The sequence below is a fragment of the Bradyrhizobium sp. HKCCYLRH2015 genome (genome assembly GCF_051168215.1).
GTDB lineage: Bacteria > Pseudomonadota > Alphaproteobacteria > Rhizobiales > Xanthobacteraceae > Bradyrhizobium.
Genome location: NZ_JBNPUO010000005.1, coordinates 15,835 through 30,970, shown reverse-complemented (window position 1 = coordinate 30,970; position 15,136 = coordinate 15,835). Strand labels below are relative to the sequence as shown.

Sequence of the window (15,136 nt, the reverse complement as noted above, 5' to 3'; positions counted from 1 at the left end):
GTCATTGCGGGCGCCCCGAGAGGTTGCGCCGCAGCCCCATCACGTAGCCGATGATCTCAGCAACCGCGTGATAATGTTCCACCGGGATCTCCTCGTCGATCTCGACCGTGGCATAGAGCGCGCGCGCCAGCGGCACGTTCTCGACGATCGGGATGTCGTGCGCCTTGGCGACCTCCCGGATCTTGAAGGCGATGTTGTCGACGCCCTTGGCGACGCAGACCGGTGCCGACATGCCGCGCTCGTAGGACAGCGCGACCGAGTAGTGCGTCGGGTTGGTGATGATCACGGACGCCTTAGGAACCGCGGCCATCATGCGCTTCTTCATGCGCTGCTGGCGGATCTGCCGGATGCGTCCCTTGACGTGCGGGTCGCCTTCCGACTGCTTGAACTCCTCCTTCATCTCCTGCACCGACATCTTCTGGCGCTCGTACCATTGCCGGTACTGGAACAGGTAGTCGCCGATCGCGACCAGGGCGAGCAGCGCGACCACCGAGCCCATCAGATGCGTCGTCAGCGAGATCGTGACGCCGAGCAGCTCGCTGACGTCCATATGCAGCAGCGATTCCAGGCGCAGCCGCTCCGGCCACAGGATCATGACCATGACCGTGCCGAGCAGCACGAGCTTGAACAGACCCTTGGCGAAATTGGCCGCGGCCTGCTTGCCGAACAGGCGCTTGGCGCCGGCCAGCGGAGAGATCTTGCCCAGGCTCGGCTTCATCGGCTCGCCCGACCAGACCAGGCGATGCTGCATCATGTTGCCGGCGATCGCCGCCAGCATCACCATCAGGATCGGCACGCCGATCGCCGCGATCACGGCGAACGACAGGCCGCGCGCCAGCGACAGCAGGCCGGCGCCGTCGGTCTGGATCATCCAGGAATTGGCGATCAGGTTGCGCATCGGCACCAGCACCGCGGTGCCGATCGAGCCCGAGAAGGTCGACATCACCAGGGTCGCGGAGGCGATCACGAACCAGGTGTTGAGCTCCTGGCTCTTGACGACGTCGCCGCGTTCGAGCGCCTGATCGAGCCGCTTTTGCGTCGGGTCTTCTGTTTTGTCTTCGGAATCGGCTTCATCGGCCATCGGTCAGGCCCCTCACCGCGGCATCATCTCGTGCATGACGCCTTCGAAATAGCCGAGAAACGTTCCCATCATCGCGGTCAGGACCAGCGCGAAGATCAGGAAGCCGATCAGGATCGAGAGCGGCGCGCCGACGAAATAGACCTGCATCTGCGGCATCAGCCGCGCCAAGACGCCGAGCCCGATGTTGAAGACCAGCCCGAACACCAGGAACGGCGCCGACAATTGCAGGCCGATCTTGAAGGCCGCGGCAAACGCCTTGGTCGCCAGCGAGGCGACGTCGCCGCTCGGGATCAATTCGCCGGGCGCGAAGATCTTGTAGCTGTCGCTGAGCGCGGCGATCACCAGGTGATGGCTGTCGGTCGAGAACAGCAGGGTCACGCCGAGCATGGTGAGGAAGTTGCCGATCAGGACGCCCTGCTGTCCCTGCGTCGGATCCACCGCGGTGACGAAGCCGAGCCCCATCTGCTGCGCGATCACGGAGCCCGCGACCTGCAGCGCCGACAGCGTCACCCGCGCCGTCGCGCCGAGCACGATGCCAATCACGATCTCGTGCACCATCATCACCAGCAGCGGCGACAACGCCTGCAAATCGACCTGATAGGCCTGACGGTGCAGCGGCAGCACGATCATCGTGAGCAGCAGCGCGGTCGCGAGCTTGATGCGGACGGGGATGTTGACCTCGCCGAGGCCCGGCAACAGCATCACCATCGCGCCCACGCGCGCGAAGGCCAGCATGAACACGGCGGCCAGCGCCGGAAGGAAGGAAATATCGATGCGCATCGTCCGCCGTCACGGCCCTTTCGACCGCATGCTGGTGCGGCACGGCGGTCTTTGAAGAGACAACCTGCGAATAGACAGCCTCAGACGAGTCAGCCTGCGAAGAGCTCGCCCGAAAGGCTGCCCGCGCACGGCCGAAAGCAGCAGCGCCCCCCGCACTGCTCCTTACGACCGCTCGCAGCGCCCTCACGCAGGCCTGCCCTGCCGCCCCGGACATTGCCTCATCCGCCGATGATTCGCGACGAGATCCGCATCATGTGCGAATGCAGCGCATCGGCCATGAACGGCAGCGCCAGCAGCAGCGTCACGAAGATCGCGATGATCTTCGGCACGAACACCAGCGTCTGCTCCTGGATCTGCGTGAGCGCCTGGAACAGCGAGACGACCACGCCGACCACGAGGCCGACCACCATCAGCGGCGACGACACCAGCACGATGGTCCAGATCGCATCGCGCGCCACATCGAGCGTTTCAGCTCCCGTCATGTCCTGTCGTTCCTCACTGTCGATCGGCTCCGGTCCGGCCCCCGCCTCAGCGCGCATCGCGCGCAGTCGCGGCAGACGGCAAATCCTCTGGGCGCATCAGGCACGTGGCGGCCTGAAGCGTTACGAGCTGCGCCTAGATCGTCATCTTCATCACGTCTTCATAGGCCTGGATCACACGGTCGCGCACCGACACCAGCGTCGACACCGCGACGTCGGTTTCGGCGACCGCCGTGACGACATCCATGACGTTTGCCTTGCCCGCGGCCATCGCGACCGCCTGACTGTCGGACTTGCGTCCGGCCTCCATCACGCTGCCGATCGCGTCCTTCAGCACCGCGCTGAATGACGGACCACCCTTGTCGGCGCCGTTGCCGCTACCGAGCACGTCGCGCACGCGCCCAAGGCTGCCGAAGGCACCGCTCGAGCCGCCGGCGTCGAGCACGCGGGCGGAATTCGCATAGGCATTCGCTGCGGAGATTGGGGAGGCCATGACTTTCGTTCCTGTCCTAGGTCTTCAGAATGTCGAGTGTGCGCTGGATCATGCGGCGCGTGGCGCCGATGATGTTCAAATTCGCCTCGTAGGACCGCTGTGCATCACGCATGTCGGTCATCTCGATGAGCGGATTGACGTTGGGGTACTTGACATTGCCGGACGCGTCCGCGGCCGGGTTACTGGGGTCGTATTTGACGCGGAACGACGACTGATCGGGCACCACCTTGCCGAGTGCCACCACCTTGGCGTCGAGCGCACGGTCGAGCGCCGAGGTGAATGTCGGGACCTTGCGGCGATACGGATCGCCACCCGCCTTGGCGGCGGTCGAATCGGCATTGGCGATGTTCTCGGAGATGACGCGCATACGTCCCGCCTGCGCACGCAGGCCGGAGGTCGCGATGCTCATCGAGCGCAAGAAATCGCTGGAGTCGTTTGCCATGCTTGTCGGTCTCCGTCCTTAAACCCGAGCTCAGCCCTTGCCGATCGCCGTCTTCAACAGATGCAGGCTCTTGCCGTACAGCGAGGTCGCCGCGGCGTAGTCCATCTGGTTGGCGGAGACCTTCAGCATCTCCTCTTCGAGGCTCACCGCGTTGCCGGCGGGCCTCGTCTGAAATCCGACCTTGCGGTTCTGGTCGAAGCTCGCGCTCTCGCCCGACGACGGTGCGATGTGCGCGGTGCTGGTCCGGGTCAGCGACAGCGGCGCAAAGCCGCCGACCGCCTGGCCGGTTGAATCGAACTTCGGCTCAACCAGATCCTTCGGCTTGAAGTTGGGCGTATCCGAATTGGACACGTTCTCGGACAGCACGCGCTGGCGCTCCTGATGCCATTGCATCTTGGTCCGCAACGCCGACAACACGGGGATATCGTTGATGGACATGGCGCTGCTCGGTTGTGTCCGACTACCGGACGGTTTGGGTAGGTAGAAATTGCCGTGCATATGGTTAACAGGGAGTTAAGAAACGGTGCGGTGACCCCCGGGATGATCCCGGTGTTTTGACGATTTCTTAGGAAAGTGCCGGGCTCCCGGCCGACCGATGCATCATTCCGGGACGGCACGGCTCGCCAAGAAGTCGTTTTGGCCCGGCCGATTCATGGGTTATTAAGAGGCCGAGCGGCAGTTCCTGCCGTCATGCGTTAACAGGTTGGTTCCGGTTCTGAAGCTCCGTTCGCTGCCGGCGATGCGTTGGACAGACGAGAGACTTCGAAAGGACGCGGTATTTGCCGGGGACAGAGATGCAGGCACTGACGTTCTTTTTTGCATTCGTAGCGGTGCTGGCGCTGATCGGCCTCGCCGCGTGGCTGGTTCGTCGATTCGCGGGGAATCGTCTCGGCACCAACCCGAATCGCGGCCGCATGCCCCGGCTCGCCGTGATCGATGCCGCCGCCGTCGATGGCCGCCGCCGTCTCGTGCTCGTGCGCCGTGACAACATAGAGCATCTTCTGATGATCGGCGGGCCCACCGACATCGTGGTCGAGTCCAATATCGTGCGCGCCATGCCGGCGCGCGAGCAATTGCCGCAGCGGCCGGGCATCAATGCCGAGCCGCCGGCGGCGCGCATTGCGCCACTGCCGGATGCGCCGTCCTGGGCCGACAACGAGCCGAAGACCGAGGCCGCCGAGCCTGCCGAGCTGCAGATGCCGGAGCCGCCGCAGCGCCCGATGCGGCCGTCGTTCATCGATGAGGTTCGCCGCACGGCGCCGGCTGCCGCAGAGCGGCGTGAGCCGGCACCGGCATTCCCGCCGGAACCACCGCTCCCTCCGCGCCGTCCCGATCCCCGCCAGGACCTCCGGGCGGACGTCCGTGGAGAACCGCGCGGCGGAGACGAAGCCCGCCTGGAGCCCCGCCCTGAGCGGGTGATCCGCGGCGAGCCGGGAATGCCACGCCCGCTGCGCCCCGCCGAGCCGCAACGCCAGGCCGAGGCGCCGCGCGCTTCCGAGGGGCCCCGGCTGCCGCCGGTGCGGAATGCTGAGCGCGCAGCCGAGCGCGTCGAACGCGTGGCGGCGCCGCCGCTGCCGCCGGTGGCCCAGATGCCGCCGCCACCGCCCCCGGCTGCCCCGCCGCCCGCAGCGGCCGATTCGAGCGCCGAAGCCAATCTGGCCGAGATGGCGCAACGGCTCGAGGCCGCGCTGCGGCGTCCGTCAGCCGATCCGTCGGCTGCTCCGGCCTCGGGTCCCCCGGCGCTCCGGGCGGCCACGCGCAACGAGCCGGCTCCGGCGCAAGCCGCGCCGGTCAAGACCAGCTTCGAGAATCTGGAGGACGAGATGGCCTCGCTGCTCGGACGTCCGAAGTCGTCGCAGTGAGATCGCTGCTTCCCCCGCGTAGAGTTGTCTTCATCGCTGTTCTGACTGCCGCCGGTTTACTGGCGGGACCTGCTGCTGCGCAGGACATCAGCATCAATCTCGGCGGCGGTGGCGGCGGCGGCGTCACTGAACGCGCGGTCCAACTGATCGCGCTGCTCACGGTGCTGTCGATCGCGCCGTCGATCCTGATCATGATGACGTCGTTCACGCGCATCGTGGTCGTGCTGTCGCTGCTGCGCACGGCGATGGGCACAGCGACCGCGCCGCCCAACTCGGTCATCATCGCGCTCGCGATGTTCCTCACGGCGTTCGTGATGGGCCCGGTGCTGCAAAAATCCTATGATGACGGCATCCGGCCGCTGGTCGAGAACCAGATCGGCGTCGAGGACGCGCTGCAGCGCGCCTCGGTGCCGCTGCGCGGCTTCATGCAGAAGAACGTGCGAGAGAAGGACCTGAAGCTGTTCATGGACCTCTCCGGCGAGCCGCCGCCGGCGACGCCCGACGAGCTGTCGCTGCGCATCCTGGTGCCGGCCTTCATGATCTCCGAGCTGAAGCGCGCCTTCGAGATCGGCTTCCTGCTGTTTCTGCCGTTCCTGATCATCGACCTCGTGGTCGCCTCGGTCTTGATGTCGATGGGCATGATGATGCTGCCGCCGGTCGTGGTGTCGCTGCCGTTCAAGCTGATCTTCTTCGTGCTGGTCGACGGTTGGTCGCTGGTGGCAGGCAGCCTGGTGCAGAGCTATGGAGGGTAAGAAGAACCATGGGGCCCGATCCGGGCCTCGCCCTTCGAGACGCCCGCCTATGGCGGGCCCTCAGGGTGAGGGGAAGTACTCCCTCCTGCCTTCGAGATCGACCGCAGCAACCGCTCTCCACCCTCTCAGGGGGGCTGTCGGAGTCCACAGCGACCTCATGGTCGTGTGCAGAGCCGTTCTCGGCGCTTGATCCTCTCCACGAGCACGCTGCTCATGGCCGGCGTGCCAGCTCCGGCATCGGAGCTGGCTCCTCATGGTGAGGAGCGCCGCATCACCAATCGGGCCATGACGAATAGTTAGAATAGCGGCGCGTCTCGAACCATGAGGCCACGATCCGGGCCCCGCCCTTCGAGACGCCCGCCGACGGCAGGCCCTCAGGGTGAGGGGAAGTAGCTTTCCCTGGCCGGCTTGGTCATCTGATTGGATCTCCCGCTCTGCGCTGAGATCAACGGCCGGCGATCGCCTGCTTGACACCCTGGATGCGCGGCAGGGCGCCGGTCGCCTCCGACGGGGCCTTCGCAGCATCCTTGCCGCCGTCCGGTCCTTTGCCGGTGGCATCCGGGAAGCGCGCCCGCATGTCGCGCAGGAAGCCGTCGAGCGTGTCGACGCTCGCCGCCATCTTCGCGATCTGGGCGAATTCGGCGCTGGAGCCGCTCGCCGGCTTGCTGGCGACGTCGAACGCGATCTTGTCCGCCTCGCCGGTCATCAGCGGCGCATATTTCTCGCGGAAGCGGGCGAGGCCGATGGCGTCGTCGGCGAGCGCATAGCCGACCACGGCCCGCAGGATGTCGCCGCGCTCGGCCGGATTGAGCGGACGGAAATCGCGCCAGCGATCGCCGTAGTAGAGCTCGATCTGCTCGGACGCCTCGCGCCAGCGCCGCGACGCCCAGTAGATGTCGGAGCGCAGCCGGATCGCCTCGCGGCCGCCGATGTTGCTGATGATGTCCAGCCCGAGGTCGTAACGACCGATGTCACTGTTGGCGCGCGCCTCCAAGAGCAGCCGCTGCTGGCGCAGCTCGCCCGCGAGATCGGCGATGCGGGTGGTGCGCAGCGCCTCGATGGCACGGTCCGGCTTGCGGTTGGTGAGGTAGACCATGGCGAGACGCGCGGCGACCTGGGCGCGCGCCGCACCTTCGAGGCGATGGTCGACCTGGTATTGCAGAAGCTCGGCGGCCTGGTCGAGCAGGTCGATGCCGACCAGGCGGTCGGCGAGCTTGCGGATCATCTCGTCGCCGCGGCGGCCGATCGGAGTCAGCTCGCGAAACCCGTAGAAGATGCTGAGCGCATCGACCGGCGGAAGCTCGTCGGCCTTGCCGCTCAGGAACAGCTGCGAGAACAGGCGGGAGGCTGCATCCTGGGCCTGCCGCGCCAAGTCGGAGTTGGGCATCAGGCGGGTGGCCTGGCGCGCGGCCTCGAGCGAGTCCGCGTAGCGCCCGGCCTCCTCATAGAGCTGCGCCATCATCTGCAACGTCTGCACCTCGATCGCATCGCCGCGCCAGATCGCCTGCAAGGTCTCCAGCTCCTTCAGCGCGTCGGACGGCTTGATCTCGCCGCGCTTCTGCAGGAGCTTGATCTCCAGCAGCTTGGCCTCGGCGGCTGCCGGGCGGTCGTCGGAGTTCACGGCGAAGCGATAGTCGTCGAGCGCATCCTTTTCCTGCGCCATCGCCTCGGCGAGCCGGCCGCGCAGCACGGCGATGTCGGGCTTCATGTCCGCGGGCACGCCGATCACGTCGATCTCGGCGCGCCGCTTGGCGGCACCGGCGAAATCCTTGATCTCGAGCGCCGACTTCATCGCATCCGCGATCACGATGCGCTGCAGGTCGAGCGGCAGCGAGGCGATGGCGAACTCGACGTTCTTCAGCTTCTCGCGCGCGTCCGCAAACTTGCCCTGCCGGGCGAAAGCGAGGCCCTTCCACATCTGGGAGTCGAAATTGTTGCCGATCGACGGCGTGGCGAGATCCTTGAGGCCCTGGTCCGGCCGGCCCATCAGGATGCTTGCCACCGCGTGGATCATCAGCATGGCGGTCTCGTCGGTGCGCGGATCGGCGTCGGAGATCATCAGATTGGTGACACCGCGCGCTTCCGGATACATCGCTCGCGCCATGTAGAAGCGCGCCAGCGCCAGCCGCGTCTGCGCCCGCCGCTCCGGCTCGGCGTTGGCCGCGGCCTTGATCAGGAGATCCTCGCGCGGCACGAACGGCTGGGTCTGGTTCTGCTGCCATTCGTCGATGTCGAACATCGGCCTGACAGCGGTCGGCGCCCGTTCCGGCGAAAAGCCGATCGACGACAGCGTCAGCCCGCCCGGCCGGCCCAGGATCACCTTGTCAGGCGCGATCTCGACGGCGATGTCATCCGAATTCGGACGCACCGCGATGCCGTGGATGGAATCGAGCAGCGACAGATCGACGAAATCCTGGCGCTTGATGAAGCCCCGGATCGGCGGCGGCGCCGTCACGACCAGCAGCGTGTCGCCGGCATCCGGGTCGGTCAGGCGGTGCAGCATGCCGGCTCCGGGATTGGCGAGCGGCACCATCACATTGGCAAGCGCGGGATCGGTGACGTTGCGCATCACCATCAGCGGCTGCTGATTGGCCTGGCCCTTGTCGGCGAACGACAGCGTCCAGCTGCGCCCGCCATCATCGCTGCCGAGCGAATGCATCTGCGGGCGGTTGAGCCGGATCCGGATCGCCTGCCCGTTATCGAGCGGCATCCTGTTGACCTCGCCGATGATGGCGCCGCCCTTGGCGCGGATGGGCTCGACGTCGACGGGCTTGGTCGAATCGAACACCATCCATACCGTATCGCCGCGGCGGAACAGCGCCGCCGGCGTGACCTGGCCGAAGCCGAAGGTGAGCCGCAGGCCCTCGCTGTCGCGCAAGGCCTCCAGGGTGGCGGCTCCATTGGCTGCCTTCTCGGCCGGCTTGGTTTCGGCAGGCTTGGTTTCGGCTGACTTGGCCTCTACAGCCTTGGCATCGGCCGACTTGCTCTCGACGGGCTTGGCGGCTTCGGCTTTGCCGGCCTCCGGCTTCATCGCCTCGGGCTTCGCCGGTTCGGATTTGGCCGCCTCGGATTTGACAGCTTCAGGCGCGGCAGCTTCAGGCTTGGGGAGCTCGGGCGCGGCTTCGGCCTTCGCGGCGGCCGGCGCGGCAGCAGCAGCTGCCGACGGCGCAGGCTCGGCCGCGGGCTCGGTGGCTGGCGCCGCGACCGCAGGCGCCGGCTTCGCCTCCGTCTTCATCTCCTTGGCGATGGTGTCGGAGGTCGGCGGCACGATCTCCGGCTGCGCAGCCTGCTTCGGCTTGTCACCATTGGGCTTGCTGCCGTTGGGTTTCTCGGCCGCGGCCGCCTTGGCGCCCGGCAGCGTGTCCGAGGAGACTGCGGAAACCTTCTTGTCCGGCTGCTGATAGGCGACGTCGATGTTGTAGTTCTTCTCCTCGCGGAAGGCGCGAACGTCGACCTCGCCGATCAGGCCGATCTCGACGACGGTCCTGCTGCCGTCGATGCGCTGGTTGATCGCGGCGACGTTGGGCGGCGAAACGATCTTGGCGTCGGCGAGATCGAAGGACAGCGGCGCGGTGAAGAACAGCGACAGCTTCTGGTCGTTGAGCACCGAGGAGATGCCGACGCCGTCGGGGATCTCGAACACGAAGCGCACGAAGGTTGGCTGCACCAGCGCGCGCACGCGGATCGGCGGCCGCTTCTTCGATTCCGCCTCGGCGCGCTGCAGCCGCAGCGCCTTCTCGGCGGCGCGCGCGCGCTCGGCGAGCTCGCGCACGACCTCGGCCGGCAGCGGCGGCGGCGGGCCGGTCCAGCTGTCGGGCAACAGGTCGATGAAGACGCGCTCGCCCGCGGTCATGGTGTTGACGCGGACCTTGCGCGACAGCGACAGCCGCAGCGCCGAGCCGTCGGGGTCGCCGCGGGCCGACGAGATGTAGTCGGGCGCCGCATCGACCCAGCGGTCGATCGGAACGGTGGCGGGGCGATCGAACCTGATCAGCAGAATCGAGCCGGCGGTGGTGACGTCGGCGCTGACGTCCTCGGCGAATTTCAGCACCAGCCGCGCATAGCCGTCCTGAGCCGACAGGCTCGCCTCGCCCGGCACCGGTGCAGCGCCCGCCGCGACCGTGGACAGCACCAGGCCGATGACGATGGCCGACAGCAGCGCGAGGCCGGCGCGCGCCCGTGCGCGGGCCTTCGACCGCAATCCAATGGGAGTCGTGCGCGCCATGGTCACAAGCTTCCGGTTCGACATCCGCAACTTGACGGATACGCCTGCCCCGCCACGCCGGAAATCTAGGTGCCGGCGTTTAAGGGCGCATTAAACATGCGGCTCAATTGCTCTTCACGGGCACGATCTTGCCTTCGATCTTCGGCAGCTCGGCGCTCGCCTCGGGCCGTTCGGCGCCGGCCCGGCGGGCGAGCTCGACCGTGAGCCGTTCGGCCGCCTCCGGCGTCATCAGGCCGAGAATGTCGGACATCTTGCGTGGCGCGATCTGCGAGGCGATCTCGATCAGCACCGACATCTCGAGCCGGTCGAACACCTTGGCGGCGTCCTTCGGCTTCATGCCCTCGTACATCGTGACGATGCTCTTGAAGCGGGCGTTGTCGGCCTCGGTCTTGGCGGCCTGCGCGCCGGAGATGCGGCCCTCGATCGCCTTCATCTCCTCGGTCTTGGACTGGATGCGCTGCTCGGCGGCGCGCAACAGGCTCTCGCGGATGTCGATCTCGCGCGCGCGCGCGTCGAGCTCCTGGCGGCGCGACTGCAGCCGCTCGAGGATCGCCTTCTCCGCCGGCGACACCTGCTGCTGGTTCTCCTCGGGCTTGATCACGACGCCCTCGGGCTTGGTGTCCGGAGCGGCGGGCTTGGGCGCCTCCTCCTTCTTCTCCTTCGGCGCGCCGTGCGTGGAGCCGGTGACGATGTCATTGTCCTCGCGGCCTGGATAGCCGAGGTTCTCCTGAGCCCAGGACCGCTTGGTCGGGTGAGGGTCGTAGTCGAAAACGTAGCCGCCATCGATCACCAGGCCGGCCACCTTCAGGACGGCGAGGCAGGCCACCGCGATCAGGACGACGGGAATGACGCGGATGTTACGAAACGCATTCATGCGGCAAGGCCACCAGTCCTTCGACGTTCGGAGAATGCCTGGGCCGCGGCGGCAACCGCCTTGGCACCGGAGACGCGCACCGGCTCGGTCGTGATCGCCGGCACAGGCGCCGGCGCCGGCTCGGGCGCGGCGTCAGGCGAGGTGATGGGTCGCGCGGCGCTGGCGATGCGCGAGAGACGGCGCACCACGCCGTCGCTCTCGGCGAGCTGCTTGCGCAACTGGTCGGACATCTGCGTCGCGGCGGCGAGCTGATTGCCGAGATTGTCGTTGACGTCGCGCACCGCGAGCTTGAGGCCGCCGATCGCGCGCTCGGCGATCTCGGTCGCGGTGATCAGCTCAGCGATCACGGCCTTGAGCGAATGCTCGTCGGCCTTCAGCCGCTTCAGCCTGGAATTCAGCAGCATGCAATAGCCGATGGTCAGCACCAATAGGACCGCCACCAGGCTTTCGATGATCAATCCGAGGGAGTGGTTCATTGGGCCTCCATCAACTTGTTCTGGCCTTCGGCGCCTTCGAACATCGCAAGCGTCGTATTCGGCTTGCGCAAATTCTTGGTGACACGGATCGCGACGCGGTCTCCGACCCGCCCCATCCGCCCCTCCGTCAGCATGGTGCTGCCGCAGCGGACCGCGACCAGCGCATCGGGACGGATGTCGAGCGGCAGGGTGTCGCCGACCTTCAGCTTCATGAGCTGCTTCAGCGGCACGTCGGCCTCGTAGAGCACGGCGTCGACGGCGATCTCGGCCTTGGTGATCTCGGTGGCGAAGTGGCCTTCCCAGACGGGATCGCGGCCGAACTTCTCACCCATGAACATCTGCAACAGCACCGGCCGGATCGGCTCGATGGTCGCGTAGGGCAGCAGCAGCTCGATGTTGCCGCCGCGGTCTTCCATGTCGATCCGCAGCTTCACCAGGATCGCGGCGTTGGCGGGCCGGCTGATCGCGGCGAAGCGCGGGTTGGTCTCGAGCCGGTCGATGGTGAAGCGCACCGGCGACAGCGGCCGGAACGCCTGCTCGGCATCGCTCAGCACCACCTCGATCAGGCGCTTGACCAGGTTGGTCTCGATCGTCGTGTAGGGGCGGCCCTCGACGCGGAGCTGGGTGTTGCCGCGGCGGCCGCCGAGCAGCACGTCGATGATCGAATAGATCAGGGTCGAGTCGACGGTGGCGAGCCCGAAATTCTCCCACTCCTCCGCCTTGAACACGCTGAGCACGGCGGGCAGCGGGATCGAGTTCATGTAGTCGCCGAAGCGCACCGAGGTGATGCGGTCGAGCGAGACCTCGACGTTGTCGGAGGTGAAGTTGCGCAAGGACGTCGTCATCAGCCGCACCAGGCGGTCGAAGACGATTTCGAGCATCGGCAGACGCTCGTAGGAGACCATCGCCGAATCGATGATCGCGCGAATGCCGGAATGGTCGTCGAGACTGACCTCGCCGGCGGTGAAGCCGAGGAGGTTGTCGATCTCCTCCTGCGACAGCACCCGCTCGCCGCCATTCTTGGTCGCGCCGAAATCGCGGCTGCCGTCCTCGACCATCGCGGCCCATTGCAGGGCCATCGATTCGGTGAGTTCGTTGGCTGCTGCGGCTTCCGCGGCCTCTGTGGGATCCTCCGAGTCGAGCGAGGCTTCCCATTGCGCGGCTATCGCATCTTGGTCGACTTGATCGTTGCCAGCCATGATCGTTGCGCTTCTTTGCCTTACTGGACCACGATTTCCTTGAACAACACCGCGTTGACCTGGTTGGGCGCCAGCGCGACGTTGACCCGCTTGGTGAGCTCCTCCTTGAGCCGGAACAGGCCCGCCGAGCCGTTGAGGTCGCTCGGCCGGAGCTCGCGCAAATACGTCTGGAAGATGTCGGTGACGCGCGGAAGCGTCGGCTTGATCGTCTCGACCTGCTTCTCCTCCTTCACCTCGAGCACGATCTTCACTTTCAGATATTGGACGCGGTCACCGGGATTGCCGACCAGGTTGACGAGAAGGTCCGGCACCTCGACGAAGGCCGGCGGCTTCGGCGGCGGCGCCGCCTCGGCGTGATGCTCGTCGTTCTTGTGGCTGAAGAAGAAGAAATAGCCCGCACCGCCGACGCCGAGCAGCGCCAGCGCGCCGACGACCATGATGATCAGCTTGAGCTTGCTCTTCGGCGAGCCTGCTTGCTCCTCGCCTTCGCCTGCTCCGGCTTCGTTCTCGGCCATAGCTTTCGGATCCTTCCGGAAAATCGAGCCGATGCCGCCAGAAAGCTTAATGACGCGAAACCAACGCTCCCAGCGCATCTGCGCTTTGTTGAGGGAACGCTACGGTAACAATGGTTAACGGAAGCTTTCTTTTGCCGAGGCGGTGGGAAAAACTTGCCGGGCAATTATGGTTAGCGAGACGTTATTGCCGGGTGTTCGGAACCCGCACTGAAATCCAAACCATTGATTTATCGATAGTTTCAGAGTTGGCACGGCTTTCGCTGTACCCCTTGCGAACCCGCCGGCTTGGGAGAGCTGAACGGTTCTGGAAGACCCGGTCGAGACCGCCTTGGGAGAGGTGCCGCGAACGGGATTCGTTAAGAGGGGAGATCGACCGGTGGAGAATGCGCTTCTCATCGGATTGTCGCGGCAGATGGTGCTGGAGCGACAACTCGACGTCGTTGCCAACAACGTCGCCAACGTCAACACCAACGGCTTCAAGGCCGATCAGCAGCTGTTCGAGGAGTATCTCTCCTCCGGCGCGCATGAGGACAATTTTCCGGTAGCCGGCCGCAGGGTCTCCTATGTGCAGGACCGCGGCACCTATCGCGACTTCTCGCAGGGCTCGATGCAGCGCACCGGCAACGCGCTCGACGTCGCCGTCACGGGCGACGGCTTCCTGACGGTGCAGACCGCGGCCGGCGAGCGCTACACCCGCGATGGCAATCTGCACATGAACAACCTCGGCCAGCTCGTCACCGCCGCCGGCGACCTCGTGCTCGGCACCGGCGGTCCGATCGTGTTCCAGCAGACCGACCACGACATCAACATCTCGCCCGACGGCACCGTGACGGTGGTCGAGGGCCTCAACCGCACCGACTCGATCCGCGGCAAGCTGCGCATCGTCAACTTCGCCGATCCGCAGGCCGCGCAGAAGCAGGGCAACAACCTCTACGCCGCCGCCGCCGGCGCCACCGCACAGCAGGACACCAAGTCGACCGTGCAGCAGGGCTACATCGAGAAGTCGAACGTCAGCGCGGTCGGCGAGATGAGCAAGATGGTCGAAGTGATGCGTGCCTACACCCAGGTCGCCAACATGCTGCAGGTCCAGAGCGACCTGCGCAAGAACGCGATCGAGAAACTCGCCGACGTTCCGGCCTGACAGATCTTGAAGGAGACGTGACATGCAGGCGCTTCACACCGCTGCGACCGGAATGGCGGCACAGGAACTCAACGTTCAGGTGATCTCCAACAACATCGCCAACCTCCGCACCACCGGCTTCAAGAAGCAGACGGTGGCGTTCCAGGACCTGATCTACGAGCACATGCGCCGCGTCGGCGCGCAGTCGTCGGACCAGGGCACGATCCTGCCCGTCGGCATCGACATCGGCGGCGGCGTCAAGACCGTCGGCACGCCGCGCTCGATGACCCAGGGCACGCTGTCGCAGACCGGCAACGACCTCGACCTCGCGATCTCGGGCGAGGGCTTCTTCAAGGTGCTGATGCCCGACGGCACCTTCCAGTACACCCGCGACGGCACCTTCCAGATGGACAATCAGGGCCGCATCGTCACCGCCCAGGGCAACCCGGTGCAGCCGACCATCACGATCCCGCAGAACGCCTCGGGCATCACGGTCAACGCGCAGGGCCAGGTCTCGGTGACGCTGCCGGGCTCGACCACCTCGAACATCATCGGCCAGCTCCAGATCACGCGCTTCATCAACAAGGCCGGCCTGCAGCCGGTCGGCAACAACCAGTTCACCGACACCCCCTCCTCCGGGCCGCCGCAGGACGGCGTCGCCAACCAGGACGGTCTCGGCAGCATCACCCAGGGCAGCCTGGAGCAGGCCAATGTCGACGTCGTCAGCGAGATGAGCGAGCTGATCGCCGCGCAGCGCGCCTACGAGATGAACGCGAAGGTCATCTCGGCCGCGGACCAGATGCTGCAGTCGACCACGGCGCTGTTCCGCTGAGGTTCG

Annotated in this window: 15 protein-coding genes; 4 read left to right on the top strand and 11 right to left on the bottom strand. The window is 66.3% G+C overall.

Annotated features, from left to right (window positions below):
• Position 1: 1 nt before the first annotated feature.
• The 6 genes from flhB to flgB all read right to left on the bottom strand — a co-directional run bounded on the left by flhB (position 2) and on the right by flgB (position 3,713).
• Positions 2-1,081 carry a flagellar biosynthesis protein FlhB gene (gene flhB, locus ACQR1H_RS14155; RefSeq protein WP_434907708.1) on the bottom strand — a complete coding sequence of 360 codons (1,080 nt, stop codon included), beginning with the start codon at positions 1,079-1,081 and terminating at the stop codon, positions 2-4.
• A 12-nt stretch (positions 1,082-1,093) separates the two neighbouring features.
• Complete coding sequence (gene fliR, locus ACQR1H_RS14150) at positions 1,094-1,861, bottom strand: flagellar biosynthetic protein FliR (RefSeq protein WP_315716025.1); 768 nt, start codon at positions 1,859-1,861, stop codon at positions 1,094-1,096.
• Positions 1,862-2,079: 218 nt separating this feature from the next.
• Entirely contained in the window at positions 2,080-2,343 is a 264-nt protein-coding gene (fliQ, locus tag ACQR1H_RS14145; RefSeq protein WP_008965881.1) for a flagellar biosynthesis protein FliQ, read from the bottom strand.
• 133 nt (positions 2,344-2,476) lie between these two features.
• Complete coding sequence (fliE, locus tag ACQR1H_RS14140; protein ID WP_315738761.1) at positions 2,477-2,833, bottom strand: flagellar hook-basal body complex protein FliE; 357 nt, start codon at positions 2,831-2,833, stop codon at positions 2,477-2,479.
• Positions 2,834-2,849: 16 nt separating this feature from the next.
• On the bottom strand, positions 2,850-3,275 hold the full coding sequence (flgC, locus tag ACQR1H_RS14135; RefSeq protein ID WP_315716023.1) for a flagellar basal body rod protein FlgC: 426 nt from the start codon (positions 3,273-3,275) through the stop codon (positions 2,850-2,852).
• Between the two features lie 30 nt (positions 3,276-3,305).
• Positions 3,306-3,713 (bottom strand): flagellar basal body rod protein FlgB, encoded by a 408-nt coding sequence (flgB, locus tag ACQR1H_RS14130; RefSeq protein ID WP_315804287.1) that lies wholly within the window; start codon positions 3,711-3,713, stop codon positions 3,306-3,308.
• Positions 3,714-4,069: 356 nt separating this feature from the next.
• On the opposite strand from flgB, the gene ACQR1H_RS14125 reads away from it, so the two are divergent.
• Positions 4,070-5,137: a flagellar biosynthetic protein FliO gene (locus ACQR1H_RS14125; RefSeq protein WP_434907707.1), complete on the top strand. Its 1,068-nt coding sequence runs from the start codon at positions 4,070-4,072 to the stop codon at positions 5,135-5,137.
• A complete protein-coding gene (gene fliP, locus ACQR1H_RS14120; protein WP_316238731.1) occupies positions 5,134-5,889 on the top strand; it encodes a flagellar type III secretion system pore protein FliP in 756 nt (251 codons plus the stop codon). Before ACQR1H_RS14125 ends, fliP begins: the two co-directional genes overlap by 4 nt.
• Before the next feature lie 445 nt (positions 5,890-6,334).
• On the opposite strand, the gene ACQR1H_RS14115 is transcribed toward fliP, so the two are convergent.
• From ACQR1H_RS14115 to fliL, 5 genes are all read right to left on the bottom strand, one after another.
• Positions 6,335-10,114 (bottom strand): tetratricopeptide repeat protein, encoded by a 3,780-nt coding sequence (locus tag ACQR1H_RS14115; RefSeq protein WP_434907706.1) that lies wholly within the window; start codon positions 10,112-10,114, stop codon positions 6,335-6,337.
• 103 nt (positions 10,115-10,217) lie between these two features.
• Complete coding sequence (locus ACQR1H_RS14110) at positions 10,218-10,988, bottom strand: flagellar protein FlbB (RefSeq protein WP_315804291.1); 771 nt, start codon at positions 10,986-10,988, stop codon at positions 10,218-10,220.
• Positions 10,985-11,464 (bottom strand): DUF6468 domain-containing protein, encoded by a 480-nt coding sequence (locus ACQR1H_RS14105; protein ID WP_315804292.1) that lies wholly within the window; start codon positions 11,462-11,464, stop codon positions 10,985-10,987. The genes ACQR1H_RS14110 and ACQR1H_RS14105 overlap by 4 nt, the downstream gene beginning before the upstream one ends.
• A complete protein-coding gene (gene fliM, locus ACQR1H_RS14100; RefSeq protein WP_315804293.1) occupies positions 11,461-12,663 on the bottom strand; it encodes a flagellar motor switch protein FliM in 1,203 nt (400 codons plus the stop codon). Before fliM ends, ACQR1H_RS14105 begins: the two co-directional genes overlap by 4 nt.
• Positions 12,664-12,683: 20 nt before the next feature.
• Positions 12,684-13,178 carry a flagellar basal body-associated protein FliL gene (fliL, locus tag ACQR1H_RS14095; RefSeq protein WP_316238733.1) on the bottom strand — a complete coding sequence of 165 codons (495 nt, stop codon included), beginning with the start codon at positions 13,176-13,178 and terminating at the stop codon, positions 12,684-12,686.
• A 376-nt stretch (positions 13,179-13,554) separates the two neighbouring features.
• Between fliL and flgF the strand changes: the two genes are divergently transcribed.
• Positions 13,555-14,319: a flagellar basal-body rod protein FlgF gene (flgF, locus tag ACQR1H_RS14090; protein WP_316180437.1), complete on the top strand. Its 765-nt coding sequence runs from the start codon at positions 13,555-13,557 to the stop codon at positions 14,317-14,319.
• A gap of 22 nt (positions 14,320-14,341) precedes the next feature.
• Positions 14,342-15,130 carry a flagellar basal-body rod protein FlgG gene (gene flgG / locus ACQR1H_RS14085; RefSeq protein ID WP_315804296.1) on the top strand — a complete coding sequence of 263 codons (789 nt, stop codon included), beginning with the start codon at positions 14,342-14,344 and terminating at the stop codon, positions 15,128-15,130.
• Positions 15,131-15,136: the final 6 nt, after the last annotated feature.

What these genes read in the sequence shown, in the direction of transcription:
- ACQR1H_RS14105 (WP_315804292.1), bottom strand. Translation starts at nt 11,464, where the DNA reads ATGAACCACTCCCTCGGATTGATCATCGAAAGCCTGGTGGCGGTCCTA.
- fliM (WP_315804293.1), bottom strand. Translation starts at nt 12,663, where the DNA reads ATGGCTGGCAACGATCAAGTCGACCAAGATGCGATAGCCGCGCAATGG.
- ACQR1H_RS14125 (WP_434907707.1), top strand. Translation starts at nt 4,070, where the DNA reads ATGCAGGCACTGACGTTCTTTTTTGCATTCGTAGCGGTGCTGGCGCTG.
- ACQR1H_RS14110 (WP_315804291.1), bottom strand. Translation starts at nt 10,988, where the DNA reads ATGAATGCGTTTCGTAACATCCGCGTCATTCCCGTCGTCCTGATCGCG.
- fliQ (WP_008965881.1), bottom strand. Translation starts at nt 2,343, where the DNA reads ATGACGGGAGCTGAAACGCTCGATGTGGCGCGCGATGCGATCTGGACC.
- fliL (WP_316238733.1), bottom strand. Translation starts at nt 13,178, where the DNA reads ATGGCCGAGAACGAAGCCGGAGCAGGCGAAGGCGAGGAGCAAGCAGGC.
- flgB (WP_315804287.1), bottom strand. Translation starts at nt 3,713, where the DNA reads ATGTCCATCAACGATATCCCCGTGTTGTCGGCGTTGCGGACCAAGATG.
- fliE (WP_315738761.1), bottom strand. Translation starts at nt 2,833, where the DNA reads ATGGCCTCCCCAATCTCCGCAGCGAATGCCTATGCGAATTCCGCCCGC.
- flhB (WP_434907708.1), bottom strand. Translation starts at nt 1,081, where the DNA reads ATGGCCGATGAAGCCGATTCCGAAGACAAAACAGAAGACCCGACGCAA.
- ACQR1H_RS14115 (WP_434907706.1), bottom strand. Translation starts at nt 10,114, where the DNA reads ATGGCGCGCACGACTCCCATTGGATTGCGGTCGAAGGCCCGCGCACGG.
- flgG (WP_315804296.1), top strand. Translation starts at nt 14,342, where the DNA reads ATGCAGGCGCTTCACACCGCTGCGACCGGAATGGCGGCACAGGAACTC.
- fliR (WP_315716025.1), bottom strand. Translation starts at nt 1,861, where the DNA reads ATGCGCATCGATATTTCCTTCCTTCCGGCGCTGGCCGCCGTGTTCATG.
- flgC (WP_315716023.1), bottom strand. Translation starts at nt 3,275, where the DNA reads ATGGCAAACGACTCCAGCGATTTCTTGCGCTCGATGAGCATCGCGACC.